This window comes from Streptomyces sp. CA-111067, assembly GCF_050956065.1.
Taxonomy (GTDB): domain Bacteria; phylum Actinomycetota; class Actinomycetes; order Streptomycetales; family Streptomycetaceae; genus Actinacidiphila.
On record NZ_CP192103.1, the window covers coordinates 6,257,758 to 6,283,748 of the forward strand.

Here is a 25,991-nt window from a genome sequence, read left to right on the forward strand (position 1 = left end):
GTCAGATCTCGAAGACCTCGTCGATCAGCTCTTCCTGCTGCGACTTGTGCCGCTTGGCGGAGCCCACCGCGGGCGAGGACGACGCCGGGCGGGACACCCTGCGCAGCCGGTCCGCGTTGTCGGGGGCCGCGCCCAGCAGCAGGTCCAGGTGGTCGATCAGGTTGAGCGCGATGAACGGCCAGGCGCCCTGGTTGGCCGGCTCGGCCTGCGCCCAGACGAACTTCTGCGCCTTGGTGTACGGCGCCACCGCGGCCTGGATCTCGACACCCGGCAGCGGGTACAGCCGCTCGATCCGGATGAACGCGATGTCGGTCGCGCCGCGCTTCTCCCGCTCCTCGATCAGGTCGTAGTAGACCTTGCCCGAGCAGAAGACCACCTTGCGGACCTCGTCGGGCCGCACCGTCGTGTCGCCGATCACCGGCTGGAACTCGCCGTTGGTGAAGTCCTCGGCCTTCGACGCCGCCGCCTTGAGCCGGAGCATCGACTTCGGGGTGAAGACGATCAGCGGCTTGTGGTGCGGGTTGTGCACCTGCCAGCGCAGCAGGTGGAAGTAGTTGGCCGGGGTGGAGGGCACCGCGACCGTCATGTTGTTCTGCGCGCACAGCTGCAGGAAGCGCTCGATCCGGGCCGAGGAGTGGTCCGGGCCCTGGCCCTCGTAGCCGTGCGGCAGCAGCAGCGTGACGCCCGAGGTCTGGCCCCACTTCTGCTCCGCCGACGAGATGAACTCGTCCACGATCGTGGCGGCGCCGTTGACGAAGTCGCCGAACTGCGCCTCCCACAGCACCAGCGCGTCCGGCCTGGCCAGCGAGTAGCCGTACTCGAAGCCCATCGCCGCGTACTCGCTGAGCAGCGAGTCGTAGACGTTGTACCGGGCCTGGTCGTCGGACAGGTACAGCAGCGGGGTGTAGTCGTCGCCGGTCTCCCGGTCGATCAGCACCGCGTGCCGCTGGCCGAACGTGCCGCGCCGCGAGTCCTGGCCGGCCAGCCGGACCGGGGTGCCCTCAAGGAGCAGCGAACCGATCGCCAGCGTCTCGCCCATGCCCCAGTCGATCGTGCCGTCCTCGACCATGGCCGCGCGCCGCTGGAGCTGCGGCAGCAGCCGCGGGTGCACGGTGACGTGTGCGGGGATGTTCACCTGCGACTCGGCGATCCGCTTGACCACCTCGGCGGAGATCGCGGTCGGCTTGCGCACCGGGAACGGGGGCAGCGTGTCCTGCTGCGACTCGCCTTCCTCGGCCGGCGCGGAGGCCGCCTCGCGGACCTCGGTGAAGACCTTCTCCAGCTGCCCCTGGTAGTCCTGGAGCGCCTGCTCGGCCTCTTCGAGGGTGATGTCGCCGCGGCCGATCAGCGACTCGGTGTAGAGCTTGCGCACCGAGCGCTTCTTGTCGATCAGGTCGTACATCAGCGGCTGGGTGAACGCCGGGTTGTCCGACTCGTTGTGCCCGCGGCGCCGGTAGCAGATCAGGTCGATCACGACGTCCTTGTTGAACGCCTGCCGGAACTCGAAGGCCAGCCGGGCCACCCTGACCACGGCCTCCGGGTCGTCGCCGTTCACGTGGAAGATCGGCGCCTCGATCATCCGCGCCACGTCGGTGCAGTACATCGAGGAGCGCGCCGACTCCGGGGCGGCGGTGAAGCCCACCTGGTTGTTGATCACCACGTGGATGGTGCCGCCGGTGCGGTAGCCGCGCAGCTGCGACATGTTGAGCGTCTCGGCCACCACGCCCTGGCCCGCGAAGGCCGCGTCGCCGTGCAGCGCGATCGGCAGCACCGTGAAGTCGGTGCCCGCCTTGTTGATGATGTCCTGCTTGGCGCGGGCGATGCCCTCCACGACCGGGTCGACCGCCTCCAGGTGCGAGGGGTTGGCGGCCAGCGAGACCTTGATCTGCTCGCCGTCCAGACCGGTGAAGGTGCCCTCGGCGCCCAGGTGGTACTTCACGTCGCCGGAGCCGTGCATCGACTTCGGGTCGAGGTTGCCCTCGAACTCCCGGAAGATCTGCGCGTACGACTTGCCGACGATGTTCGCCAGCACGTTGAGCCGGCCGCGGTGCGCCATGCCGATCACGGTCTCGTCAAGCCGCGACTCGGCGGCGGCGTCGATCACCGCGTCGAGCAGCGGGATGACGGACTCGCCGCCCTCCAGCGAGAAGCGCTTCTGGCCGACGTACTTGGTCTGCAGGAAGGTCTCGAACGCCTCGGCGGCGTTCAGCCTGCGCAGGATCCGCAGCTGCTCCTCGCGCTCGGGCTTGGCGTGCGGCCGCTCGATCCGGTCCTGGATCCACTTGCGCTGCTTGGGGTCCTGGATGTGCATGAACTCCACGCCGACGGTCCGGCAGTAGGAGTCGCGCAGCACGCCGAGGATGTCGCGCAGCTTCATCAGTGACTTCCCCGCGAAGCCACCGACCGCGAACTCGCGCTCCAGGTCCCACAGCGTCAGGCCGTGCTCCAGCACGTCCAGGTCGGGGTGCTTGCGCTGCCGGTACTCCAGCGGGTCGGTGTCGGCCATCACGTGGCCGCGGACTCGGTAGGAGTGGATCAGCTCGAAGACCCGGGCAGCCTTGGTGACGTCGTCCTCGTGCGCGGTGTCGATGTCGGTGCGCCAGCGCACCGGCTCGTAGGGGATGCGCAGCGCGGCGAAGATGTCGTCGAAGAAGTCGTTCTCGCCCAGCAGCAGCTGGCTCATGATCCGCAGGAACTCGCCGGAGGCGGCGCCCTGGATCACCCGGTGGTCGTAGGTGCTGGTCAGCGTCATGACCTTGGAGATGCCGAGCCGGTTCAGGGTGTCCTGCGAGGTGCCCTGGAACTCGGCCGGGTAGTCCATCGAGCCGACGCCGAGGATCATCGACTGGCCGGGCATCAGCCGCGGCACCGAGTGCACGGTGCCCAGGCCGCCGGGGTTGGTCAGCGAGGCGGTGACGCCGGAGAAGTCGTCCATCGTCAGCTTGCCGTTGCGGGCCCGGCGGACGATGTCCTCGTAGGCCTGCCAGAACTCGAAGAAGTTCAGCGACTCGGCCTTCTTGATCGCCGCGACGACCAGCTGCCGGTCCCCGTTGGGCTTGACCAGGTCGATGGCCAGGCCCAGGTTGACGTGCTCGGGCTTGACCAGCGTCGGCTTGCCGTCCTTCGTGGCGAAGGAGTGGTTCATCGTCGGCATCGCCTTGAGCGCCTGCACCATCGCGTACCCGATCAGGTGCGTGAAGGAGACCTTGCCGCCGCGGGCGCGCTTGAGGTGGTTGTTGATCACGATCCGGTTGTCGAACAGCAGCTTCACCGGGATCGCGCGGACCGAGGTGGCGGTCGGCAGCTCCAGGGAGGCGTTCATGTTCTTCGCCACGGCCGCGGCCGGGCCGCGCAGCGGCACGTACTCGGTGGCCGGCTCGGCCGGCGCCGGCGCGGCGGCCTTCGCGGCCGGGGCGGGCGCGGCGGCCTTGGGCGCGGCAGCCGGCGGCGGGACGGTGGCGGGGGCCGCCGCCTTGGCGGGCTGCGGGGCCGGCGCCTGCGCGGGGGCCTGGGCCGGCGGGGCCGCCGGCGCCGCGGCCTGGGCCGGCGCGCTGGTCCGGTCCTGGCCGGAACCTGCCGGTGCGGGGGCCTGCGGCTGCGCGACCCCGTTGGTGTCGGCGGTGGCGCGCTTGGCGGCGCCCGAGGCGCCGCCCTGGCCGGCGGGCGCGGCCGGCGCGGCGGAGCCGTCCGGCTTGTAGTCGGCGAAGAAGTCCCACCAGGCTCGGTCTACCGAGTTCGGGTCCTGGAGGTACTGCTGGTGGATCTCATCGACGAGCCACTCGTTCGGGCCGAAACCCGCTGCGGGGCCTTCGCCCTGCCCTTCGTGGTCGGTCGAGACACTAGAGCTACTGGGGGACTGTGACGACACGGCGGCAACCGCCCTCTTCCGCTTCACAAGATGGTGGACAGCGGAAATAAAGGCTACGCCTACCGGACGGGTCGATGCAGGCCCGGGGGCCAGTCGTCGCGCATGTCACACCCGAAGTCTGGTTTCGGGGCCGTTCCTGGCGGGAAATTGGTCCCTTCTGAGCGTCGCCGGAGTCTGTGTGCTCCGGCGCTGCCCTGCCGGTGGCCGATGGGCGCCTGACGACTGCCTGGCGAGCGCCCGGCCCGTGACCGTGCGGCGTCAATGTTGCGCCGCGCCGACTCCCGGAAGAGTGACATGTATCCGGCACCCACGGGGAGATTCAGCCACTTCTATCCGGCCGCCGTGCAGATCCACCGCCCAGCGCGCGATGGCCAGGCCCAGCCCGGTGCCGCCGTCGCTGCCCGGGTGCGAGCCGCGGCTGAATCGGTCGAAGACCCGTACCCGGTCCGCCTCGGGGATGCCCGGGCCCTCGTCGCGCACGTCCAGGTCCAGGCTGCCGGGCACCGGGCCGCGGCGGGCCCTGACCGTCACCCGGCCGCCCGGCGGGCTGTGCTTGACCGCGTTGTCCACCAGGTTGGCCACCACCTGGTGCAGCCGCTCGCCGTCGGCGTAGGCGGTCAGCTCGGGCGGCGAGACGTCCAGGTGCAGATGCACGTCGGCCCGCGGCCTGGACCGGGAGCCGGGCACCGCCCGGCCCTCCATGCCCAGGCTCGCGGTCTTGATCACCGCCGACAGGTACGGCCACACCTCGAACCGCTTGGCCTCCAGCCGGACCGCCCCGCTGTCCAGCCGGGACAGGTCGAGCAGCTGGGTGACCAGCTTGCCGAGCCGCTCGGTCTGCTGGAGCGCCAGCCGCATGGTCTCCGGGTCGGCGGCCGACACCCCGTCCACCACGTTCTCCAGCACCGCGCGCAGCGCCGCGATGGGGGTGCGCAGCTCGTGTGAGACGTTCGCCACCAGCTCCTTGCGGTGCCGGTCCACGGCGGCGAGGTCGGCGGCCATGTAGTTGAAGGTCTCGGCCAGCTCGCCGACCTCGTCCCGGCGCCTGCGGGCCACCCGGCGGCTGTAGTCGCCGCCGGCCATCGCGCGGGCCACCGCGGTCATCTCGCGCAGCGGGGCGGTCAGGCCGTTGGCCACGATCTGGGTGATCAGCAGCGAGGCGATGATCGAGAAGATGGTGATCACCCGGACCTCGGTGTCCGAGTGGATCGCCACGATCACCAGCAGCGTGGTGATCAGCACCGAGACGATGACCAGCAGCTGGAGCGCGGCCTTGATCGAGCGGTACGGGTCCCACGGCCGCAGCGCCGCCCAGATCCGCCGCCGCAGCCGGCGCCACCAGACGGTCATGGCGCCGGCGTCTCCAGCGCGTAGCCGACGCCGTGCACGGTACGGATCCGGTCGGCGCCGATCTTGCGGCGCAGCGCCTTGACGTGGCTGTCCACGGTGCGGGTGCCGGAGGCGTCGGCCCAGTCCCACACCTCGGCGAGCAGCTGCTCGCGGGAGAGCACCGCGCGCGGCTGCTGGGCCAGGCAGACCAGCAGCTCGAACTCGGTCGGCGTCAGGTGCACGTCACCGCCGTGCACCCGGACCCGGCGCTGCGCGTGGTCGATCTCCAGGTCGCCGAGCTGGATGCTGGCGCCGCGCGGGCTCTGCGCGGCGGCGGTGGCCCGCTCCACCCGGCGCAGCAGGACGTGCACCCGGGCGGCCAGCTCGCGCATCGAGAACGGCTTGGTCATGTAGTCGTCGGCGCCGACGCCCAGGCCCACCAGCATGTCGGTCTCGTCGTCCCGCGCGGTGAGCATCAGCACCGGCACCGGCCGGTCGGCCTGCACCCGGCGGCACACCTCCAGGCCGTCGTAGCCCGGCAGCATCACGTCGAGTACCAGCAGGTCGGGCAGCCAGGAGTGGGCCGCCTCCACCGCGGAGGGGCCGTCGCCTGCGGTCCGCACCTGGAACCCCTCGGCCTGGAGCCGGGCCGCGATGGCCTGCGTGATGGTCTGGTCGTCCTCGACCACCAGCACCCGGCGCTGCGCGCCTGTCGTCTGCGTGCCGTCCAATTCCGCCCCACAAAATCGTCATGGAATACCGGCAGCGTACGGGGCGGGCCACTGCCGTGACCATCACGCCTTTGGCGCCCGGTGCGCCAGGTGCACGGCATCAGGTGCTCCGCGGAGCACCGGGATCTCCAGGGTGTGCACCCGTTCGTACCCCGCGGACCGCAGTGCCGCCTCGAACGCGGCCGACGGTTGTGCCGACCACACTGCGAGGACGCCGCCCGGGGTGAGCCGGTTCCGGCAGGCGTTGAGGCCGCTGGGGCTGTAGAGACTGCCGTTGTTGTCGGTGACTGTCCAGTCCGGCCCGTTGTCGATGTCCAGGCACAGGGCGTCGTACGGCTCGCCAGGGCGGTTCAGGTGCGCCAGCAGGTCGTCCTCGACGAGCGTCACCCGCGGGTCGTCCAGGGCGCCGGCCGAGTAGGCGGCGAGCGGTCCGCCGCGGTGCCAGTCCACGACGGCGGGCTCGCGTTCCACGACGTCGATCCGCGCCCACGGCTGCGCCGCCGCCCGGGCCAGCGAGAAGCCGACCCCGAGACCGCCGATCAGCACGCCGGGCGCCGGGCGCGGGCCCAGCGCCTCCAGTGCCTCCAGCGCCGCGTCCACCAGGAGCCGTTCCGACCGGCCGTCGGAGGTGTCCATGAGGAAGCAGCCGTTGGCGATGATCTCGTACTCCCGGCCGCGCCGGCGCAGCACGACCTCCCCGGCCGGCCCCTCCCGCCGGTCCACGACCGTCGGCGTCCCGTCTCCCGCCAGCTCTCCCGTCAGCATCCGCTCAGCTTAGGCGGGAGCTCCGGTGCGCCCGGCGTGTCGCCGACCGTGCAGAGCGAATGGAGGCGTAGCCTCCGTCCTCCCGCAAGTCACCCGATCGGGTGAATGTTGACGGGTGCCGGAGTTGATCCGGCGGTCGAAGGCGCCTGCCGCCGGTCGGGCGGCACCGCGCCGGCAGGGCTTCGGGAGCGACCGACTCCGAGCGTTTCGTGCTCGAATCAACGCACCGGATGAACGCGCCGGCCCGATCGCGGGAGCAATATTGCCCCGCTCGGGAGGGGAATATACCGGCGACCTGACGGATAATCGGCAGCATTTATCAGGAGTCGGTTTAATTCCGCGCGAAAACCATCAACCTGGGCATCTCGCACCAGGTGTTCTTGGGTTATGCCAGTGGTAACATACCCAAACCTGTTGATCATGATCGACTTGATTCTGGGGCCACCTGTGGCCGCAGAGGCTTTACGCCAGGAAAGAGTTCCATGACAAACGTGATTCTGGGCATCTTGGTCGCCGTGGTCGTGGTCGGGATCCCCATAGTCTGGGTGCGGGGGCGCGGCAAGGACAGAATGCTCACGCAGCAGGCCAGACAGCTGCAGGTCGCCAGGGAGAAGATCGACCAGCTGAGCGGTGAAAAGGCCGGCCTCGAGTACGAGGGCGAGTCACTGGTGCGCGACCACGAGGCCGCGGTGGCCGAAACCGTCGCCGACGCCGAGGAGCGCACCAAGGTCGTCATGAAGTCATGGGCAGCCACCCTGCAGACGCTGGCAGTCCGTCAGCAGACCGAGCTCGACTCGATCCAGCAGAAGTACGGCGGCCACCCGGTTCTCGCCGACCTCCTCAACACCTCGCACGCCGTCACGCAGACGCTGCGCAGGCTCCAGACCATCTCCGTCGCGTGCGGCGGCTCGCTGGGCCGCCGGCGGAACGCGGCGAGCGTCTACGACGTGGTGCGCAACGCCCAGTCGCAGATCCGCCAGTACGACCGCGTGAAAATCATGGAGCAGACCTCGTTCGCGATGCGGGCGTCCGCAATTCCCGCGGTGTCGCTCGCCATCGCGGAACTCCTGCACAATGCGACCGACTATTCGCCGCCGCACACCGATGTGACCGTGCAGTTCATGAATGTGCACAACGGCCTGTGTGTCATGATCGACGACGCCGGCGTCGGAATGGTCGAGGAGGAGAAGCAGCGCGCTTCCTCCATACTCAGCGGCGCTTTCACGCCGACCATTCCGCAGCTGGGAAATCCGCCGCGCATCGGATTCGCGGTCATCGGGCAATTGGCCACGCAGTTCGGATTCCAGGTCGACATCATGGGCAGGTCCGCGTTCGGTGGTGTCCGCGCGGTGGTCCTGCTTCCCAGCGCACTCCTGACGGAGGAAGTCATCGAGCCGGTGTCCTCGCAGCCGCACAGCGCGCCCGTCCCGATGCCCGGCACCGCCCCCGCCCCGCAGCCGGTCGAGACCGCGGCCGAGACGGCGAACGGGCTGCCGCGAAGGGGTGCCCGGCAGCAGATGACCGAGGCCGCGTACACGGCCCCCGTGACCCCTCCGCCGGTCGACTCCGCCGCGGCGGCCCGCCGGCTGCGCGGTCTCCAGGAGGGCACGCGTGAGGGGCGGGTCCTGTCCGTCACCCCAGAGGGAGACGAAGGTCGGTGACGGACTACTCCTGGATGCTGCAAGGCATCGTTGACAGCGTCCCGCAGTCCCGGCACCTCGTGCTGCTGTCGGCCGACGGGATTCCGCAGGGCGCCACCCAGGGTCTGGACGAGCGGTCGATGACCGGTATCGCCGCGACCATGGCCGGCATGCAGTCGCTCAGCCGCGCGACCGGGCTGATCGTCGGCCCGCAGGACGACCACGAGTGGAAGCAGACACTCATCGAGTTCGACCACGGCCTGGTCCTGGTCCTCGCCGCCGGCGAGGGCTCGTACCTGGCCGCCGCGGCCGGCCCCGACGTCGACATGCAGGCCATCACGTTCAGCATGCAGCAGCTGGTGACCCGGCTCGGCAAGGAGCTGACCGCGCCGCCGCGCACCGATCCGCAGGTGCCGCGGGCGCGCGGCGGCGCCGGGCAGGGCGACCGGCAGGGGGCCTGGGGCCGGGTGCCGGTCCTGGCACCGCTGAACGACATCATCCGCTCCGTCCCGCGGGCCACCCGGGCGATCCTGGTCAGGTCCGACGGCCTGCCCGACGGGGTCTCCGACGGCATGGACCCCGACATCACCGACAAGTTCGCCGCGGCGATGCTCGGCCTGCAGGGGCTCAGCAAGGCCACGGCCCCGTTCGCGGGACCGCACACCGTTCCCCGGCTGCGGCAGACGGTGGTGGAGTTCTCCCACGGGTGGCTCGTCTCGATCGCCACCGGCGACGGCGGCTGCCTGGCCGCGGCGGCCGAGCCCAGTGGCGACCTCGCCGAGCTCGCCGGCCGTATGCACGACCTTGTGTACGCGATGACACGTGATGCGACGGCAGGCCACGAGACGGCGAGGCGCCAGTGATGGAGAACCCCGACAGTGAGCTGGAAATTACGACGGAGTTCGTCCCCGCCTTCGTGCTCACCGGGGGCGCCTCGCTTCCCTCGGAGGAGGAGTTCACCCGCACCACCTGGGTGGCCGTCACCGAAGGCGGCCTGAACGCCAGGATCGTCGTCCCCGAGTCCCGCAAGATCCGCGACCTGCTGGGCGCGGGACCGCTGTCCGTGCACGAGGTCACCGCCCGGGTCAAGGTGCCGCTGGGGGTGGGCCGGGTGCTGCTCGCGCAGCTCCGCGACAGCGGCGTGATCACCTCCCGGCCGGCCATCCCCCGGGCGCAGAAGCCGGACCGGGCACTGCTCAACGACGTACTGAACGGTCTCAAAGCGAAGCTCGGAGCGTGATGACGTGTCAGTAGACACAGCTGGAACCTCTCCGGCGGCGCACGCCCCGGGCCCCGCGCCGGTGAAGGTGCTGATCGTGGGCCCCTTCGGGGTGGGCAAGACCACCTGCATCGGCAGCATCTCCGAGATCGAGCCGCTGACCACCGAGGAGCGGATCACCAGCCTCAGCGCGGCCACTGACGACCTGTCGTCCACACCGCACAAGACCACCACCACCGTCGCGATGGACTTCGGGCGGCTCACGCTGAGCGACGAACTGGTGCTCTACATGTTCGGCACGCCCGGGCAGCAGCGGTTCAAGGAGCTGTGGGAGGAACTGGCCAGGGGCGCGCTGGGCGCGCTGGTGCTGGTCGACCCCGAACCCGAGCGGCTCAAGCAGTCCTTCGACGTCCTCGATCTCGTCGAGCAGTTCGGCCTCACCTATGCGATCGGCGTCAACTACTTCGATGAACGTAGGCTCTTCCCGCTCAGCGAGGTCCGCGAGGCACTGAACGTCTCCCAGGAGACGCCGGTCGTCGCCTGCGACGTCCGGGACCGGAACTCCGCGGGGCAGGCGCTGATCACACTCGTGCAACACCTACTGACTCGTCTTGGCTAGGAGCCACGCGCATGCAGCAGCACAACGGCACCGGAGGCCCCCCGCCCGGCTGCCCCGCCCACGAATCGGTGAAACTGTTCGGCCCGGCCTTCGGCTCCGACCCCGAGGGCCACTACGCCTATCTGCGGACGCTGGGCCCGAGCGCCACCGTTGAGATCGCCGACGGCGTCGAGGCCACCCTGGTCACCAACTACCAGGCGGCGCTGGCGATCCTGAAGGACCCCAGCACGTTCCCCCGCGACCCGCGCACCTGGCGGGCGCTCAACGAGGGCCGGATACCCGCCGACAGCGCGGCGCTGCCGATGATGGCCTACCGGCCCAACGCCCTGTATTCCGACGGTGCCGCGCACGCCCGGCTGCGGCAGGCCGTCACCGAGAGCCTGGCCACCATCGACGTGCACCGGCTGGCCCGGCAGACCCAGCAGACTGCCGAGTACCTGATCAGCCAGTTCAACGGCCCGCTCGGGCAGGCCGAACTGGTGCAGGAGTTCGCCGGGCCGCTGCCGCTGCTGATCTTCGGCGGGCTGTTCGGCTGCCCGCCCGAGCTCGGCGACCGGATCATCGTCGGTCTCACCGGCATCTTCAACGGCACCCCCGGCGCCGACCAGATCCTGGGCGGCGCGCTGCTCGAACTCATCGCCCTCAAGCGCCGCGAGCCCGGCGACGACGTCACCTCCTGCCTGCTCCAGCACCGCGCGGGGCTGACCGACGAGGAGACGATGCACCAGCTGATCCCGGTGCTGTCCGGCGGCACGGTGCCGCTGACCGCCGCCATCGGCACCGGCGTCGCGCTGATGCTCGGCGACGACAAGTACTCCTCGGGCCTGCCGGTGCAGGACGCCGTGCACGAGGTGCTGTGGAACTACGCGCCGATCGCCAACTACGCCGGCCACTACCCGGTCCGCGACGTGGAGTTGGGCGGCCGGGTGCTGCGGGCCCACGACCCGGTGCTGATCAGCTTCGCCGCCGCCAACACCGACCCGTCGGAGTACCGCGAGCTGGGCGGCCAGGCGCACCTGGCGTTCGGCGCGGGGCCGCACGCGTGCCCGGCCAAGGACCCGGCGCTGGTGATCGCGGTCACCGCGATCGAGACGCTGCTCAACCGGCTGCCCGACATCGAACTGCGCTGCGGCTTCGGCGATCTGGCGTGGAACCAGGAGCCGTGGAGCCGGTCGCTGGTGACGCTGCCGGTACGGTTCAGCGCGCCCGCCCCGCTGGTCCGCCGGATGCCCGCGCCCGAGGCGCGCGCCGCGTCCGCCAGGCCCGCCGCGCCGGCCCCGGTGGCCGCCGAGCCGGCCGCCGACTCGCAGGCGGCGGCCGGAAAGAAGCGCAAGGGCATGTTCAGCCGGCTGGTGGACTGGATCAATGGCGAGTGACAGGGGCAACTTCCGGATGGCCTGAAATAGTTGTATGAAGAATCAACCATGGGGGTAGGCATAGCGGCGCCCGACTCAGCCGTGAGCCTAGAAGGAGTAGTCGTGGAGACTGCGATAACCTCGCCTGTCGCCCACCGTCAAGCCGCACCGCTCTTCTCACGATTGAGGACGGCGGCCGGCCAGGCGGATCCGTTCCCGATCTATCGGCAACTGAGGGCGATGGGCGAGGTGGTCGCGGCTCCCTGGGGCGGGCACGTCGTGACCTCGTACGACCTCTGCGACCGGGTGCTGAGGAACCGCCAGGACTTCCTGGAGCCCGACTCCGGCTGGCGCGCCCGCCAGGGCGAGGCGACCCGCTGGACCGCCGCCTCCTCGCGGGAGATCGGCAGGACGCTGCCCGCACTCAACGGGGAAAAGCACACCCGCGCCCGGCGTTCGGCCGGCGGAATGTTCGACCGCTCGACTCTTGAGACGCTATTGGGTCCGGTCAGCTCGATAACCGAACGCCTGCTCGATAAATTAGCGGAAAGACTCGCCGGCGGAGAAGCCGATCTGCACGCGGTCGTCAGCGAGGAACTTCCGGTGGCGACAATCGGCCACTGGTTCAGGCTGCCGCCGGCCGACTTCGCGTTGCTGCGCGACCTGACCCACAAGATGGCCTTCCCCCAGGAGCTGCTGCCGTCGGCCAGCCAGCTCGCCGAGGCCGACGAGGCCGTCATGATGCTGCAGGTCTACTTCCGCGAGCTGGTGGCCGACCGCCGCAGGCAGCCGGGCGACGACCCGGTCTCGCACTGGCTCGCGACCTGGGACCGGATCGAGCCCAGCCGCGAGGCCGCCGACGAGAACGCCTACGACCTCGCGCTCATCGTGCTGCTCGGGGCGCTGGAGACCACCGCGGCGCTGCTCTCGCAGCTCGTGCTGCGGCTGCTCGAACACCCCGACCAGTGGGACTGGCTCACCCACCACCCCGAGGACGTGCCGGGCGCGGTCGAGGAGGCGCTGCGCTACGACCCGGCGATCCACGTCGCCACCCGGGTCGCCCGCGCCGACACCGAGATCGCCGGCGTCGCCGTGCGCGCCGACGACCTCGTCCACCTGATGGTGGCCGCCGCCAACCGGGACCCCGGGCGGTACGACGATCCCGACACCTTCACCCTGCACCGGCAGATGCCCGCGCACCTGTCGTTCGGCAGCGGCATCCACTACTGCCTGGGAGCGCCCCTCGCCCGGTTCGAAGCGCAGACCCTGCTGCGCGGACTGCTCCAGCGCTTTCCGCGCCTGACTCTTGCCCGCAGGCCGCAGTGGCACCCGCGCGTCGTCTTCCGGCGGCCGCGGAACCTGCACGTGGCCCTGTTCTGAGAAGACCATGTTCACCGACTTCCCGCCCTCCCCGTTCAAAACCCTCCGCATCCGGCAGGACCCGGACGTGCTGCGGATCGAGCTCTTCCGCCCCGACAGCGGCAACGCCGTCACCGCGGAGATGCTCGACGAGCTGCTCGGCGTGCTCACCGAGATCCCGGACCGCCCCGACGTCCGGGTGCTGGTGCTCTCCGGTGCCGGTGACGACTTCAGCCTCGGCGCCGACGTCAAGGAACTGCGCGAACTCCTCCAGCACGACCTCGGCGGGCGCTCCACCCGGACCGTGCTCGACAAGGGCGGCCGGGTCTGCGACGCGCTGGAGAACCTGCCCGTCGTCACCGTCGCCCGGCTGCACGGCCGGGTCACCGGCGCGGGCCTCGCCCTCGCCGTCAGCTGCGACCTGCGGGTCGCCGCCGACACCACCCGCTTCCGCATGCCCGAGCTCGCCTTCAACCTCGTCCCCGCCTGGGGCGGCGGTCTCGGCCGGCTCATCGCGGCGGTCGGCGAGGCGGCCGTCCGCGAGCTGGTACTGACCTCCGCGGAATTCGACGCGCCCTACGCCCGCGACCTCGGCCTGATCCAGCGGGTCGAGCAGAACGGCGACCTGGACGCCGTCATCGAGCAGGCCTGGATCAAGCCGCTGCTGCGGCGGTCGCCGGAGGCCGTGGCGCTGACCAAGCGGCTCTTCGCCGTGCACACCAGGTCCAGCCGCGGCGCCGATACGGCGCTGCTGGACGCCGACCTGCTCACCGCGCAGCTGCGCAGGACCGCCGAGGCCCCGGAGGCCAAGCGGCAGGGCGGCGGATTCTGGGGCCGCGCCCGGACCGGCCGGCCGGTCTGAGCTGCCGGCGACCTGCCATGGACCTGCCGTCGGGCCGCCGGCGAGCCGCGCCCTGAGCCCGATCGCTCAGGGCGAACAGTCCCCGGGAACACCAGCAGACCTCCCTGCATTGAGTCAGGTGTACTCAACTTGCTTGCTTAGGGAGAGATCATGGCGCTTGAGTCCACACCTACCAGCCCACTCACCCTGCCCGTGCTGCCGCTGGACGACGAAGTGGTGCTGCCCGGCATGGTGGTGCCGCTCGACCTGACCGACACCGAGGTACGGGCCGCGGTCGAGGCCGCGCAGTCGGCGCACTCGGCCGCCGCGAGCGGCAAGCCGCAGGTGCTGCTGGTGCCCCGGGTGGACGGGAAGTACGCCGCCGTCGGCACGCTCGGCACCGTCGAGCAGGTCGGACGGCTGTCGGACGGCGACCCGGGGGCCGTGATCCGCGGCCGTTCCCGGATCAGGATCGGGGCCGGCACCACCGGGCCCGGCGCGGCCCTGTGGGTGGAGGGCACCCGGGTCGAGGAGCCCGCCCCCGCCGAGTCGCCCGGCACGGTGGCCGAGCTGATGAAGGAGTACAAGGCGCTGGCGACCAGCTGGCTGCGCAAGCGCGGCGCCTGGCAGGTGGTCGACCGGGTGCAGCAGATCGAGGACGCCGGCCAGCTGGCCGACAACTCCGGTTACAGCCCCTACCTGACCGCCGAGCAGCGGATCGAGCTGCTGGAGACCGCCGACCCGGTGGCCCGGCTGCGGCTCGCCACCCAGTGGCTGCGCGACCACCTGGCCGAGCAGGACGTGGCCGAGACGATCCGCAAGGACGTCCAGGAGGGCATGGAGAAGCAGCAGCGGGAGTTCCTGCTGCGCCAGCAGCTCGAAGCGGTCCGCAAGGAGCTGTCCGAGCTGAACGGCGACCCGGAGAACGAGAGCGAGGACTACCGGGTCAGGGTCGAGTCCGCGGACCTGCCCGAGAAGGTCAGGGAGGCCGCCCTGAAGGAGGTCGAGAAGCTGGAGCGCTCCTCGGACGCCTCCCCTGAGGGCAGCTGGATCCGCACCTGGCTGGACACCGTCCTGGAACTGCCGTGGAACACCACGACCGAGGACACCTACGACGTCTCCGGCGCGCGTGCCGTGCTGGACGCCGACCACGCCGGCCTGGACGACGTCAAGGAGCGGATCACCGAGTACCTGGCCGTACGCAAGCGCCGGGCCGACCGCGGCCTCGGGGTCGTCGGCGGCCGGCGCGGCGGAGCGGTGCTGGCGCTGGTCGGCCCGCCCGGGGTCGGCAAGACCTCGCTCGGCGAGTCGGTGGCCCGCGCGATGGGCCGCAAGTTCGTCCGGGTGTCGCTCGGCGGCGTACGGGACGAGGCCGAGATCCGCGGCCACCGCAGGACGTACGTCGGCGCGCTGCCCGGCCGGATCGTCCGGGCGGTCAAGGAGGCCGGGTCGATGAACCCGGTGGTGCTGCTCGACGAGGTCGACAAGGTCGGCTCGGACTACCGGGGCGACCCGGCGGCGGCGCTGCTCGAAGTCCTCGACCCGGCGCAGAACCACACCTTCCGCGACCACTACCTGGAGGTCGAGCTCGACCTGTCCGACGTGGTCTTCCTGGCCACCGCCAACGTCCTTGAGGCGATCCCCGAGCCGCTGCTCGACCGGATGGAGCTGGTCCGGCTGGACGGCTACACCGAGGACGAGAAGGTCGTCATCGCGCGCGACCACCTGCTGCCCCGGCAGCTGGAGCGGGCCGGCCTCGACACCGACGAGGTCGCCCTGGACGAGCCGAGCCTGCGCAGGCTGGCCGGCGAGTACACCAGGGAGGCCGGCGTCCGGAACCTGGAGCGCACCATCGCCAGGATCCTGCGGAAGATCGCGGCCCGGCACGAACTGGGCGACCAGGAGCTGCCGTTCACCGTCGGCGCCGGCGACCTGCGGGCGCTGATCGGCCGGCCGCACCACGTGCCGGAGTCCGCCCAGGACCCGCAGGAGCGGCGCACCGCCGTGCCCGGTGTGGCCACCGGGCTCGCGGTCACCGGCGCGGGCGGCGACGTCCTCTACATCGAGGCCTCGCTCGCCGACCCGGAGACCGGCGGGCACGGGCTCCAGCTCACCGGCCAGCTGGGCGACGTGATGAAGGAGTCGGCGCAGATCGCGCTGTCCTTCCTGCGCTCGCACGGCGCGGAGCTCGAACTGCCGGTCGGCGACCTGAACGAGCGCGGGGTGCACATCCACGTGCCGGCCGGCGCCGTGCCCAAGGACGGCCCGAGCGCGGGTGTCACCATGACCACCGCACTGGCCTCGCTGCTGTCCGGCCGGCGGGTGCGGACCGACGTGGCGATGACCGGTGAGGTGTCACTGACCGGGCGGGTGCTGCCGATCGGCGGGGTCAAGCAGAAGCTGCTGGCCGCGCACCGGGCCGGGATCACCACCATCGTGATCCCCAAGCGGAACGAGCCGGACCTGGACGACGTGCCCGCCGAGATCCTGGAGGCACTTGAGGTGCACCCGGTCAGCGACGTCCGGCAGGTGCTCGAACTGGCGCTGGCCGACGCGGACATCGCGGCGGACACGGGCGCGGACACCGGTGCGGAGCCGCAGAAGATCGCCGCCTGACGGCAGCATGTGGACGGCCGCCGCCCCCCTCGTTCGCTGAGGGGGGCGGCGGCCGTTCGCCGCGGTGTGCGCAAGGGCGGATCAGGCGGAAGGTGGGACAGCCTGCCGCTGATCAGCCGTTGGCGAGCGCCTGCACCCGGTCGAGGGCGCCGTTGAAGCGGTCCTGGTCACCGGGGAAGGTGCCGGAGTCCGCCCACTGCCAGAAGGTGTAGAAGCCCCAGCCGGCCGGCAGCGTGCCGACGCTGCTGCTGTAACGGGCCACCCACAGCGGGTTGTTGGTCGCGAAGGCCGCGCTGTTGCCGGTGCACTGCGACCACCAGCTGGTGGAGGTGTAGATCGTCGGGTAGCGGGTGGTCTTGGCGTGGTACTCGTTGCTGAACGCCTGGATCCAGCTCACCATGCCGCTCGCGCTGAGCCCGTAGCAGGTGGCGCCGTACGGGTTGTACTCCATGTCGAGCGCGCCCGGCAGGGTCTTGCCGTCCTTGGACCAGCCGCCGCCGTGCGCCACGAAGTAGTCCGCCTGCGCGGCGCCGCCCGAGGTGTCCGGCGTCGCGAAGTGGTAGGAGCCGCGGATCATGCCCACGTTGTAGGACCCGTTGTACTGCTGGGTGAACGACGGGTTGGTGTACGTGGTGCTCTCGGTCGCCTTGATGTACGCGAACTTGCCGCCGTTCGCCCACGCCGTCGCCCAGTTGACGCTGCCCTGGTAGCCGGAGACGTCCATGCCGGGGGTCTGGGTCACCGCGGGGGTGACCGTCTTGGTGCCGGTGTCGGAGCCCTCGTGGGCCCGGATGGTGGAACCCATCCAGTCCAGTTCCGGGTGGGTGATGTGCCCGCCCGCGCCGGCGGCGCCGGTGGCGGCGTGCGCCGCGTTCGGGGCGGCGAGGATCATCGCGAGCAGTGAGACGAACAGACCGGCCGCCAGGGCCAGCCTGGTACGGGCCGAGCCGGTGCCGTGCACGACGGAGAGGTCTCCGTGGGACATGCGTGCCTCCAGTGGGGGACTCGGCATGGCCTTGGGATGGCCATGACAGGCGAACCGTACGGGCCCCGGCCGCGGGCGTGGAAGAGTCGCCGGGAACCGCCGGTGGTCTACTCCTGCGAAATACTTGACGTGCTGCGGAAACCACCGTGAGTGAAGAAAACTTTCAGGCGTTGAAAGCGGGATCTAAGTGAGCGACGCGAGGAAGGCGCCGGATGTGGCCGGCGATACGGCCGGGGAGCCCGGAGCCGAGGGGGACCGCTGCATGACCCCGGACGGCGCCGCCGAGGTCGTGGGGGACGCCTCCACGGACGCGCTGGAGCGCGAACTCACCGTGCTGTTCCGGCGCGGCCGGGCCGCCTCGGCCGAACTCGCCCGCGCCGTGCACCCGGACCTGGAACCGGCCGCGTACGGGCTGCTGGTCCGGCTGGAGGAGGCGGAACCGGAGCGGGCCACCGAGCTGGCGTCCTGGTTCGGGGTCGGCAAGGCCACCATGAGCCGCCAGCTGCGGGCCCTTGAGGTGCTCGGCCTGGTCACCCGCGAGCCGGACCCGGCCGACGGCCGGGCGTATCTGATGCGGCTCACCGAGGAGGGCCGGGAGCGCTTCCGCCGGGTCCGGGTGGTCCGCCGGGCGAGCTACCTGCGGCAGTTGGCCGCCTGGGACCGCGCCGAGGTCGCCGAACTGGCCCGGCTGCTGCACCGGCTCAACGAGGCGACGGCGGAGGCGCCGTGAGGCCGGCGTGCCCGCACGCGGGCGGCGCCGTGAGGCCGGCGTAGCGGCGCGGCCTCAGGCGGCCGCGGCCGGGGGAGTGGCGTGACACCGGCGGGTGTCACCACTCGACCAGGACCGCCGTCGCGTCGTCGTACGGCTTGCCGCGCCGGACGGCCGTGCCCGCCGGGTCCGCGTCCTCCATCCGGCGGACCCGGGCGATCAGCGCCTCCGGTCCGGCCTTGCGCAGCAGCGCGAACACGCCCGCCCAGTCGTCCTCGTGGAAGACCTCCACGCCGCGGGCCGCGCCGTCGGTGAGCGCGGCCAGCGCCCGCACCCCGGAGCGCGCGGTGCGGCCGGTGACCGCCCGCGCGGCCACCGCCGGATCGGCCGCGGCGGTGAAGAAGCCGCCCTCCAGGTTGCGCAGCGGCGCCACCCGCACGCCGGTCGCCCGCAGCCGGTCGATCCGGTCGTCGAGTACCGGGGTGACCGTCCCGTCCGGCGCTCCGAGCAGCAGCGCGGAGTCGGAGAGCACCAGGTGGTCGACGTGCTCGTCGTCCCAGCGGGCCAGCACCACTGTGGCCTGTGGGGTCAGCGGGTGAGAAAGATCACAGGTCGCGCGGTGCGCGTCCGCGGTCCTGGAGATCGCCTCCGCCAGGCAGTCGGCGAGCGCCGAGTCGGGCCGGGAAACGGACAGTTCGAGCAGCGCGCCGCCGAGCCTGGCGGTGAACCAGGGCACCGAGTGGACGCAGTCCCCGTTGTCCTGCGGCGGGGTCACCCCGTCGAGCAGCACCAGCGCGCCGCCGCGCCCCGAGGCGGGCAGCGCCACCGATACGAAGTCCTCGTTGGCCGATCCCCGGGTGCCGGGCGCGGTCGCCGTCTCCATACGCATGGGGCCAGTGTGCAGGACCGCCGTGCACAGGCCCTGTTCGAGCCCGGCGCCGGCGGCGGGCCCCGCGGGTTGGTACGGACCGGGCTGGTCGCGGGAGGTGCGGGCGGGCATCCTGCCAAAGCGGGCCGCGCCGCGCCAGTGCCGTCGCGATGCCGTCACGGACTCGTACGACGGCCCGTCCCGTAGCGGACTTGTCGGGCAACTCGCAGGTGCGATTCACTCGTTCGGGTGTCCGAGGGAGCGACGGATGGCCGCCCTCACGGCGGGACTGCAAGGGTCAGTAGGACGTTCGCACGTTCCCGGGGGAACCCACCCCGGGATCCCGCCGGCGATACCTGATTGCGAGCCCAGAAGTTGCCTGAACGACGTCGTCAACCGCGTGCGCGGCGAGTCAGACAGCGCATGCTCGCCGCGCTGCTCGTCTGCTCGGCCGCGGTACTGGCCGCCTCGGCACCCGGCGTGGCTCTCGCCGTCCGGGACCTGTCGCACGCCCAGGACCGGGCCGGCGCCGCGGAGCGGGCGACGCGTGCCATCGTGCTCGCCCACGCGCTGGCCGACGAGCGTGACGACCTGGCCGTCGCCGCGGCCCGCCCGCACTCCGCCACCGGACTGCCGGCCGCCGACCGCGAACGGGTCGACCGCCAGGTCGCCGACGTCTCCGCCGGCGCGCCCGCCGACCTGCGCACCGCGCTGGCCGGACTGCCCGGCGTCCGGAAGGCCGCACTCACCGGCAAGGGCGGCCCGCAGGCCGTCATCACCGGCTACCAGCCGCTGATCGACGCGCTCGGCAGGACCGGCGGCCCGGTCGGCGCGCCGCTCAGCCGGGCCGCCGGCGCCGCCGCCGTCGAACGCGGGCTGCTGGTCAGCGCGTTGACCGCGGGCGGCGGGCAGCGCGCGCTGGTCGCCGCGGCACAGGCGGCACGGGTCCAGGAGCAGGCCGCGCTCGCCGAGTTCCGGGCCACCGCGGACGCCGGACCGCGCCGCCAGTACGACCAGACCGTCATCGGCCCGGACGCGGCGCTCGCCGAACGGGACCTGGCCGAACTGCTCGACCAGCCGCAACTGACCGCCGCGGACACCGCGTTGGGCACCGCGAAGGTCGACACCGCGCTGAGCGCCCGGATCAGCCTGATGCGCAGCGTGGACGCCTCGCTGGCGACGGGGGAGGTGCGGGCGGCCGGCTCGGACCGGAACCACGCCGTCACCGTGCTCGAACTGCGGTCCGCGCTCACCGCGTTGTGCCTGCTGCTGCTCGCCGGGGTGCTGGTCACCGTCTTCCGCAGCCTGACCCGCCCGCTGGCCGCGCTGCACCGGTGGTCCAAGGCCGACGCCGAGAGCGGGCAGGGCGTCGAGGTGATCGGCGCCGACGAGTACGCCGCCGTCGCCCGGCGGGCCAACGCGCTCACCCACGAGGCCCAGGCGCTGCGGGCCCGCACCGCCGAACTCGGCGCGGAGCGCACCACCACGCTCGGCGTGCAGGAGGCGCTCGGCACCGAACGCGACAGCCTGCTGCGCACCCGGGACGACCTCACCGGCCGGATCGCCGCGCTCGAACGACGGCTGGCCACCGCGAACGCGCAGACGGCCGCCCAACTCACCCAGGTCAACCTGAGTTTGCGCACGCTCGGGCTGGTCGAGCGGCAACTCGCCCTGATCGAGACGATGGAGGAGCACGAGCAGGAGCCGGACCGGCTGGAGACCCTGTTCAAGCTCGACCACCTCGCCACCCGGATGCGGCGCAACAGCGAGAACCTGCTCGTCCTCACCGGCACCGAGCACAGCCACGGCGCGACCGCGCGGCCGGTGCCACTGGTGGACGTGGCGCGGGCGGCGATCTCGGAGACCGAGCGGTACGAGCGGGTGCGGGTCCAGATGCTGCCCGCCTCGCGGGTGGCCGGGCGGGCGGCCGACGACATCAGCCACCTGATGGCCGAACTGCTGGACAACGCGGCGGCGTTCTCCACTCCGCAGTCCGAGATCCACGTGTCGGGGTGGCTGCTGGAGAGCGGCGAGGTGATGCTGTCGGTGGAGGACAGCGGCATCGGCATGCCCCAGGAGCGCCTGGACGAGGTCAACGCGACGCTCGCCGCCCCCGCCCCGCCGCCCCCCGGCTCCGCGTCAGGCATCGGCCTCTACGTGGCCGGCCGCCTGGCCCACCGCCACGGCGTCCGCATCCAGCTCCGCCCCCAGCAGTCCGGCGGCACGGCGGCCGTAGTGGTCCTCCCCCGCCACCTCCTCCCCGAACTCCCCCCGAACGAGGCCCCGGCCACCCCGATCGAGGCGGCGATCGCCGGCGCGGCCTTGCCCCAGGAAACGCCGGGTGCCCCGGCGGCGCCGGCCGCCGGCACGGCCGCGCCCGCGCACGCCGCCCCGGCGGGCGCCTCCTGGGGTGAGGCGAGCCCATCGGCGACGGGCGTGCCGGAGAGCCCGCCGGCGATGGGCGGAGCGAATCCCGTCCCGGCGGCGGCGCCGGTCCTCGGCACGGCCGCGCCCGCGCACGCCGCCCCGGCGGGGGCCTCGTGGGCTGAGGCGAGCCCGTCGGTCACGGGCGTGCCGGAGCCCGGCCCGGCCGCCCAGCCGGCGCCCGGCCACGCGCGAGCCGCCGTCGCGGCGGAGGAGCCCTCCACGCACGAGGCTGCTCCAGACCCGTCCGGAACCCCGGCCGTTCCGGTGCGCCTGCCCGCCGCCGGCATGGTCGCGCCCGCGCGCTTCGCCGTGCCGGCCGCGCCGCCCGCCCCCGAGGCGGCCACCCCGTCCTCCGCCGCCCCCGCCCCTGCCCCCGAGGCGGCCACCCCGTCCTCCCCCACCCCCGCCCCTGCCCCCGAGGCGGCCCCCTCGTCCTCCGCCGCCCCTGCCCCCGACGCGGCCACCCCTCCCATCTCCGGGCTCACCGGCCAGGGGCTCCCTCAGCGCGTGCCGCGCGGGGTTGCGGGGGAGACGCGGGGGCCCGAGCGGGGGGTGCCGGTGGATGCGGGGGCTTTGCGGGAGCGGTTGGGGATGATGCAGCGGGGGCTCGCGGCCGGCCGGCGGGATGCCGAGATCGAGATCAGCAGCGGCACCGGGCCGCTGGCCGGGGCGACTCCGGCCCGGGGCACCGACATCGCGGCGCAGTCGCGTCCCGGCCAGGGGGCGCACCGGCGCCCCTCGCCTGCGGGCGACGGCCCGGCCGCGGAGAACGCCGCCGGACCGTACGCCGGACGCCGGCCGGAGCCGGGGAACACCCAGGGGGACGCCGAAGCAGCAGACACCGTCGAGGAGGCCACCCGTTGAACGCGGTGCGCACACATGACCACCACCTCAGCCAGGAGGCGCAAGGCATGCGCTGGCTGCTGCGGAACTTCGTCGACGACGTGCCGGGCGTCCACTCGGTCGCCGTCGTCTCGTCCGACGGCGTCCTGCTGCTCAGCTCGCAGGACGCGCCGCCCCCGCACGCGCTCGACGCGGCCCCCGCGCCCGGCCCCGCCGAGTCCCGGCTCGACCTCGCCGCCGTGGTCTCCGGGCTCGCCTCGCTCACCATCGGCGCCGCCGCCCTGATGGACGGCGGAAAGGTCAAGCACACCACCGTGGCGATGGCCGAGGGCGTACTGTTCGTCACCTCGATCAGCGACGGCTCGCTGCTCGGGGTGCATGCCGCCGCCGACTGCGACATGAGCGTCATCGCCTACCACATGGCGCTGTTCGTGGGCCGGGCCGGCCACGTCCTGACCCCCGCCCTGCGCGGCGAGTTGCGCCACGCGATGGAGAGAGTCCGTTGATGCCCAAGCTGCCGCAACGCGGAGCCGACCGCAGGACCGCCCGGGTCCGCCCGTACGCTTTGACCGGGGGTCGCACCCGCTTCGGCCACGTACTGCTGGTCGAGACGTTCGTGGCCACCGTGGACGGCCCGGACGAGCAACTCGCCCTCACCAGGGGCGACTGGGCCGAGCGCGTGATGCCGGAGCTGCGGGCGATCGTCGAACTGTGCCGCGGAATGCGCTCGGTCGCCGAGATCTCCGCACTGCTGCGGATGCCGCTCGGCGTGGTGCGGGTCCTGGTCAGCGACCTGGCCGACCAGGGAAGGATTCGTGTGTACGGCACCGGGCACGGGCCCGGCGGCCCCGACCGCGCGCTGCTGGAAAGGGTGCTCAGTGGACTTCGCAGGCTTTGACCCGCAGGAGGGCCTGCAGGACTGGCAGAAGGAGCGGGACCGCGCGCCGACCTCCACCAAGATCGTGGTGGCCGGCGGCTTCGGCGTCGGCAAGACCACCTTCGTCGGCGCCGTCTCCGAGATCACCCCGCTCACCACCGAGGCCGTGATGACCCAGGCCAGCGAGTCGCTCGACGACCTGGCCGCGACCCCGGAGAAGACCACCACGACGGTGGCGATGGACTTCGGCCGGATCACCCTCGAACAGGACCTGGTGCTCTACGTCTTCGGCACCCCGGGCCAGCAGCGGTTCTGGTTCATGTGGGACGACCTGGTGCGCGGTGCGATAGGGGCGATCGTGCTCGCCGACACCCGCAGGCTCGCCGACTCCTTCCCGGCGCTCGACTACTTCGAGGGGACGGGCCTGCCCTACACCGTCGCGGTCAACAAGTTCGAGGGCACCGCCGAGTACAGCGCGGACGACGTACGCGAGGCCCTGGCCGTGCCCGAGCACATCCCGGTGCTGATCATCGACGCGCGTGACCGGTACTCCGTGGTGGAGGCGCTGCTCTCGCTGGTCGGCCACGCGCTGGCCGAACAGCCCGGATAGCCAGGACAGCCCGGACAGCGCGGCCACCACCACCTGAAACGAGCCGACTTGCGCAAGATACTCATCGTCGGAGCCGGTCAGGCCGGGCTCCAACTCGCCCTGGGCCTGCAGTCCCACGGCTACGACGTCACCGTGATGTCCAACCGCACCCCGGACGAGGTGCGGGCCGGGCGGGTGCTGTCCACCCAGGTCATGTTCGCCGCGGCGCTCCAGCACGAGCGGGACCTCGGGCTGAACTTCTGGGAGGACCAGGCCCCCAGGATCCAGGGCCTGGGCGTGTCGGTCGGCGCACCCGACCCGGCGGGCGGCCGCGCGGCCCGGCCGATCGACTGGCTGGGGCGGCTGGCCGGCTTCGCGCAGTCGGTGGACCAGCGGGTGAAGATGGCCGGCTGGCTGGAGACCTTCGCCGAGCGCGGCGGCCGGGTCGTCGTGCACGGCGTCGCGGTATCCGACCTGGACTACTTCGCCCGCGCCTACGACCTGGTGCTGGTCGCCGCGGGAAAGGGCGAGCTGGTCTCCATGTTCCGCCGGGACGCGGCCCGTTCGGCCTTCGACGCCCCGCAGCGCGCGCTGGCCGTCGCCTACGTGCACGGCCTCGGCCCGCGCCCCGAGCACCCCGACCTGCTCGCGGTGCGCTGCAACCTGGTGCCGGAGGTCGGCGAGCTGTTCGTGATGCCGACCCTCACCACCACGGGCCCGGCCGACATCCTGTTCTGGGAGGCGCTGCCCGGCGGCCCGGCCGATGTCTTCCAGGGCGTCAAGGACCCGGCGGAGCACCTGCGCCGCACGCTCGACCTGATGCGGCAGCACACCCCGTGGGAGTACGACCGGGCATCCGGCGTGGAGTTGACCGACGCGCGCGGCACGCTGTCGGGCCGGTACGCGCCGACGGTACGCGAACCGGTCGGCGAACTGCCGTCGGGCGGGCTGGTGCTGGGCGTCGCCGATGTCGTGGTGGCCAACGACCCGATCACCGGCCAGGGTTCGAACAACGCGGCCAAGTGCGCGGCCTCGTACCTGGCCAGCATCGTGGAGCGCGGCGCCCTGCCCTTCGACCGGGACTGGATGCGGGACACCTTCGAGCGCTACTGGGCGTACGCGTCGGCGGTCACCAAGTGGACCACCGCGATGCTCGGCCGGCCGCCCGAGCACGTACTCGGCCTGATCGGCGCGGCGGGCGGGCTCCCGCCGGTCGCCGACCGGTTCGCCAACGGCTTCGACGACCCGGCCGACTTCGAGCAGTGGTTCTTCGAGCCCGACCGGGCCCAGGCGTACCTGGCGGAGGTCACCGGGAGCGGCACGCCGTAGCGGACGGCCTAGCTGTATTGACCCGCAGGGTTGTTGACACGGCTGATCGGGGGTTGTCCTCCGAGTGCGGTGTGGCAGCGATGGTAGTTGTAAGCGTGCAGGAAGGGTGCGAAGGCTTCGGTGCGTTCGGTGTTGCTGGCGTAGGGCTTGAGGTAGGCCCATTCGTCGAGCAGGGTGCGGTTGAAGCGTTCTACTTTCCCGTTGGTCTGGGGCCGGTAGGGCCGGGTTCGTTTGTGGGTGATCCCGGCCGCGGTCAGGGCGTCGCGCCAGGCGTGGGATTTGTAGCAGGAGCCGTTGTCGGTCAGGACACGCTCGACGGTGATCCCGTGGCCGGTGTAGAACGCCTGGGCCCGCTGCCAGAAGGCCACGGCGGTCTCTTTCCGCTCGTCGCCCAGGATCTCGCTGTAGGCCAGGCGGGAGTGGTCGTCGACGGCGGTGTGGATGAAGCTGTAACCGATCTTCGGGGTGCCGGAGGGGCTGCGGGCGGGTGTGGTGGCCTGGCGGTTCGCCTCGCCGGCCTGGCGGTCCATGACGCGGTGGCCGCCACCGTCGGGAATGTTCCCGAGTTTCTTGATGTCGATGTGGACCAGCTCGCCCGGCCGGTCCCGCTCGTAGCGGCGGATCACCGTGCCGGTCGGACGGTCCATCCAGGCCAGCCGGTTCAGGCCGTGCCGGGTCAGGATCCGGTGCACCGTCGATGTCGGCAGGCCGAGGACCGGGCCGATCCGGGCGGGCCCGAGCTTGCGTTCCCGGCGCAATTCGCACACGCGCACTTCGATAGCCGGCTCAGTCCGGTGCGGCGTGGTGCGGGGTCTGCTCGGCCGGTCGGCCAGACCCGCCTCACCCTCGTCCCGCCACCGCTTCACCCACTTGTAGCCCGTTGCCCGGGAGATTCCCATCTCGGCTGCCACATGAGCCACAGGCCGGCCGGCATCGACCCGCTGAACCAGCAGCCGTCTGCCGTGAACGGTCAGCCGGGCATTACGGTGGGACACGAAGACCTCCATGCGGTGCAGTCCTAG

The 25,991-nt window shown here is 72.1% G+C and carries 21 protein-coding genes; 14 read left to right on the top strand and 7 right to left on the bottom strand.

Features of this window, described 5'->3' with window-relative positions:
* Position 1: 1 nt before the first annotated feature.
* The 4 genes from ACQPW6_RS27710 to ACQPW6_RS27725 all read right to left on the bottom strand — a co-directional run bounded on the left by ACQPW6_RS27710 (position 2) and on the right by ACQPW6_RS27725 (position 6,693).
* Complete coding sequence (locus ACQPW6_RS27710; protein WP_433892400.1) at positions 2-3,868, bottom strand: multifunctional oxoglutarate decarboxylase/oxoglutarate dehydrogenase thiamine pyrophosphate-binding subunit/dihydrolipoyllysine-residue succinyltransferase subunit; 3,867 nt, start codon at positions 3,866-3,868, stop codon at positions 2-4.
* A gap of 258 nt (positions 3,869-4,126) precedes the next feature.
* On the bottom strand, positions 4,127-5,218 hold the full coding sequence (locus ACQPW6_RS27715; protein WP_433892401.1) for an ATP-binding protein: 1,092 nt from the start codon (positions 5,216-5,218) through the stop codon (positions 4,127-4,129).
* On the bottom strand, positions 5,215-5,928 hold the full coding sequence (locus ACQPW6_RS27720) for a response regulator transcription factor (protein WP_433892402.1): 714 nt from the start codon (positions 5,926-5,928) through the stop codon (positions 5,215-5,217). Before ACQPW6_RS27720 ends, ACQPW6_RS27715 begins: the two co-directional genes overlap by 4 nt.
* Before the next feature lie 63 nt (positions 5,929-5,991).
* Positions 5,992-6,693, bottom strand: coding sequence for a spermidine synthase (locus tag ACQPW6_RS27725; RefSeq protein ID WP_433892403.1), 702 nt, complete (start codon positions 6,691-6,693; stop codon positions 5,992-5,994).
* Positions 6,694-7,199: 506 nt separating this feature from the next.
* Here ACQPW6_RS27725 and ACQPW6_RS27730 point away from each other — a divergent pair.
* The 8 genes from ACQPW6_RS27730 to lon all read left to right on the top strand — a co-directional run bounded on the left by ACQPW6_RS27730 (position 7,200) and on the right by lon (position 16,342).
* On the top strand, positions 7,200-8,354 hold the full coding sequence (locus tag ACQPW6_RS27730) for an ATP-binding protein (RefSeq protein ID WP_433892404.1): 1,155 nt from the start codon (positions 7,200-7,202) through the stop codon (positions 8,352-8,354).
* Positions 8,351-9,196: a roadblock/LC7 domain-containing protein gene (locus ACQPW6_RS27735; RefSeq protein WP_433892405.1), complete on the top strand. Its 846-nt coding sequence runs from the start codon at positions 8,351-8,353 to the stop codon at positions 9,194-9,196. The genes ACQPW6_RS27730 and ACQPW6_RS27735 overlap by 4 nt, the downstream gene beginning before the upstream one ends.
* Positions 9,196-9,573 carry a DUF742 domain-containing protein gene (locus ACQPW6_RS27740; protein WP_433892406.1) on the top strand — a complete coding sequence of 126 codons (378 nt, stop codon included), beginning with the start codon at positions 9,196-9,198 and terminating at the stop codon, positions 9,571-9,573. The genes ACQPW6_RS27735 and ACQPW6_RS27740 overlap by 1 nt, the downstream gene beginning before the upstream one ends.
* Before the next feature lie 4 nt (positions 9,574-9,577).
* Positions 9,578-10,171, top strand: coding sequence for a GTP-binding protein (locus ACQPW6_RS27745; RefSeq protein ID WP_433892407.1), 594 nt, complete (start codon positions 9,578-9,580; stop codon positions 10,169-10,171).
* Between the two features lie 11 nt (positions 10,172-10,182).
* Entirely contained in the window at positions 10,183-11,547 is a 1,365-nt protein-coding gene (locus ACQPW6_RS27750) for a cytochrome P450 (protein WP_433892408.1), read from the top strand.
* Between the two features lie 102 nt (positions 11,548-11,649).
* Entirely contained in the window at positions 11,650-12,906 is a 1,257-nt protein-coding gene (locus tag ACQPW6_RS27755) for a cytochrome P450 (RefSeq protein ID WP_433892409.1), read from the top strand.
* A 7-nt stretch (positions 12,907-12,913) separates the two neighbouring features.
* Complete coding sequence (locus tag ACQPW6_RS27760; RefSeq protein ID WP_433892410.1) at positions 12,914-13,747, top strand: enoyl-CoA hydratase/isomerase family protein; 834 nt, start codon at positions 12,914-12,916, stop codon at positions 13,745-13,747.
* Between the two features lie 150 nt (positions 13,748-13,897).
* Positions 13,898-16,342 carry an endopeptidase La gene (lon, locus tag ACQPW6_RS27765; protein WP_433892411.1) on the top strand — a complete coding sequence of 815 codons (2,445 nt, stop codon included), beginning with the start codon at positions 13,898-13,900 and terminating at the stop codon, positions 16,340-16,342.
* Between the two features lie 112 nt (positions 16,343-16,454).
* Here the strand turns inward: lon and ACQPW6_RS27770 are convergent, their stop codons facing one another.
* Positions 16,455-17,327, bottom strand: coding sequence for a lysozyme (locus ACQPW6_RS27770; protein WP_433892412.1), 873 nt, complete (start codon positions 17,325-17,327; stop codon positions 16,455-16,457).
* Between the two features lie 262 nt (positions 17,328-17,589).
* On the opposite strand from ACQPW6_RS27770, the gene ACQPW6_RS27775 reads away from it, so the two are divergent.
* Positions 17,590-18,057: a MarR family winged helix-turn-helix transcriptional regulator gene (locus ACQPW6_RS27775; RefSeq protein ID WP_433892413.1), complete on the top strand. Its 468-nt coding sequence runs from the start codon at positions 17,590-17,592 to the stop codon at positions 18,055-18,057.
* A gap of 97 nt (positions 18,058-18,154) precedes the next feature.
* Here the strand turns inward: ACQPW6_RS27775 and ACQPW6_RS27780 are convergent, their stop codons facing one another.
* On the bottom strand, positions 18,155-18,925 hold the full coding sequence (locus ACQPW6_RS27780; RefSeq protein WP_433892414.1) for a hypothetical protein: 771 nt from the start codon (positions 18,923-18,925) through the stop codon (positions 18,155-18,157).
* A 402-nt stretch (positions 18,926-19,327) separates the two neighbouring features.
* Here ACQPW6_RS27780 and ACQPW6_RS27785 point away from each other — a divergent pair, with 402 nt between their 5' ends.
* The 5 genes from ACQPW6_RS27785 to ACQPW6_RS27805 are packed head-to-tail and all read left to right on the top strand — an operon-like array spanning position 19,328 to position 24,969.
* Entirely contained in the window at positions 19,328-22,195 is a 2,868-nt protein-coding gene (locus ACQPW6_RS27785) for a nitrate- and nitrite sensing domain-containing protein (protein WP_433892415.1), read from the top strand.
* A 47-nt stretch (positions 22,196-22,242) separates the two neighbouring features.
* Positions 22,243-22,680 carry a roadblock/LC7 domain-containing protein gene (locus ACQPW6_RS27790; RefSeq protein WP_433894687.1) on the top strand — a complete coding sequence of 146 codons (438 nt, stop codon included), beginning with the start codon at positions 22,243-22,245 and terminating at the stop codon, positions 22,678-22,680.
* On the top strand, positions 22,680-23,072 hold the full coding sequence (locus tag ACQPW6_RS27795) for a DUF742 domain-containing protein (RefSeq protein WP_433892416.1): 393 nt from the start codon (positions 22,680-22,682) through the stop codon (positions 23,070-23,072). Before ACQPW6_RS27790 ends, ACQPW6_RS27795 begins: the two co-directional genes overlap by 1 nt.
* Positions 23,053-23,661, top strand: coding sequence for a GTP-binding protein (locus tag ACQPW6_RS27800; RefSeq protein ID WP_433892417.1), 609 nt, complete (start codon positions 23,053-23,055; stop codon positions 23,659-23,661). Before ACQPW6_RS27795 ends, ACQPW6_RS27800 begins: the two co-directional genes overlap by 20 nt.
* A 48-nt stretch (positions 23,662-23,709) precedes the next feature.
* Complete coding sequence (locus ACQPW6_RS27805) at positions 23,710-24,969, top strand: styrene monooxygenase/indole monooxygenase family protein (RefSeq protein WP_433892418.1); 1,260 nt, start codon at positions 23,710-23,712, stop codon at positions 24,967-24,969.
* Positions 24,970-24,977: 8 nt separating this feature from the next.
* Here ACQPW6_RS27805 and ACQPW6_RS27810 read toward each other — a convergent pair whose 3' ends face one another.
* Positions 24,978-25,964 carry an IS481 family transposase gene (locus tag ACQPW6_RS27810; protein WP_433894407.1) on the bottom strand — a complete coding sequence of 329 codons (987 nt, stop codon included), beginning with the start codon at positions 25,962-25,964 and terminating at the stop codon, positions 24,978-24,980.
* Between the last annotated feature and the right edge of the window lie 27 nt (positions 25,965-25,991).

Coding starts and splice junctions, on each gene's coding strand:
- ACQPW6_RS27715 (WP_433892401.1), bottom strand. CDS start 5,218: ATGACCGTCTGGTGGCGCCGGCTGCGGCGGCGGATCTGGGCGGCGCTG.
- ACQPW6_RS27725 (WP_433892403.1), bottom strand. CDS start 6,693: ATGCTGACGGGAGAGCTGGCGGGAGACGGGACGCCGACGGTCGTGGAC.
- ACQPW6_RS27740 (WP_433892406.1), top strand. CDS start 9,196: ATGGAGAACCCCGACAGTGAGCTGGAAATTACGACGGAGTTCGTCCCC.
- ACQPW6_RS27750 (WP_433892408.1), top strand. CDS start 10,183: ATGCAGCAGCACAACGGCACCGGAGGCCCCCCGCCCGGCTGCCCCGCC.
- ACQPW6_RS27760 (WP_433892410.1), top strand. CDS start 12,914: ATGTTCACCGACTTCCCGCCCTCCCCGTTCAAAACCCTCCGCATCCGG.
- lon (WP_433892411.1), top strand. CDS start 13,898: ATGGCGCTTGAGTCCACACCTACCAGCCCACTCACCCTGCCCGTGCTG.
- ACQPW6_RS27770 (WP_433892412.1), bottom strand. CDS start 17,327: ATGTCCCACGGAGACCTCTCCGTCGTGCACGGCACCGGCTCGGCCCGT.
- ACQPW6_RS27775 (WP_433892413.1), top strand. CDS start 17,590: ATGACCCCGGACGGCGCCGCCGAGGTCGTGGGGGACGCCTCCACGGAC.
- ACQPW6_RS27780 (WP_433892414.1), bottom strand. CDS start 18,925: ATGCGTATGGAGACGGCGACCGCGCCCGGCACCCGGGGATCGGCCAAC.
- ACQPW6_RS27785 (WP_433892415.1), top strand. CDS start 19,328: ATGCTCGCCGCGCTGCTCGTCTGCTCGGCCGCGGTACTGGCCGCCTCG.
- ACQPW6_RS27790 (WP_433894687.1), top strand. CDS start 22,243: ATGCGCTGGCTGCTGCGGAACTTCGTCGACGACGTGCCGGGCGTCCAC.
- ACQPW6_RS27795 (WP_433892416.1), top strand. CDS start 22,680: ATGCCCAAGCTGCCGCAACGCGGAGCCGACCGCAGGACCGCCCGGGTC.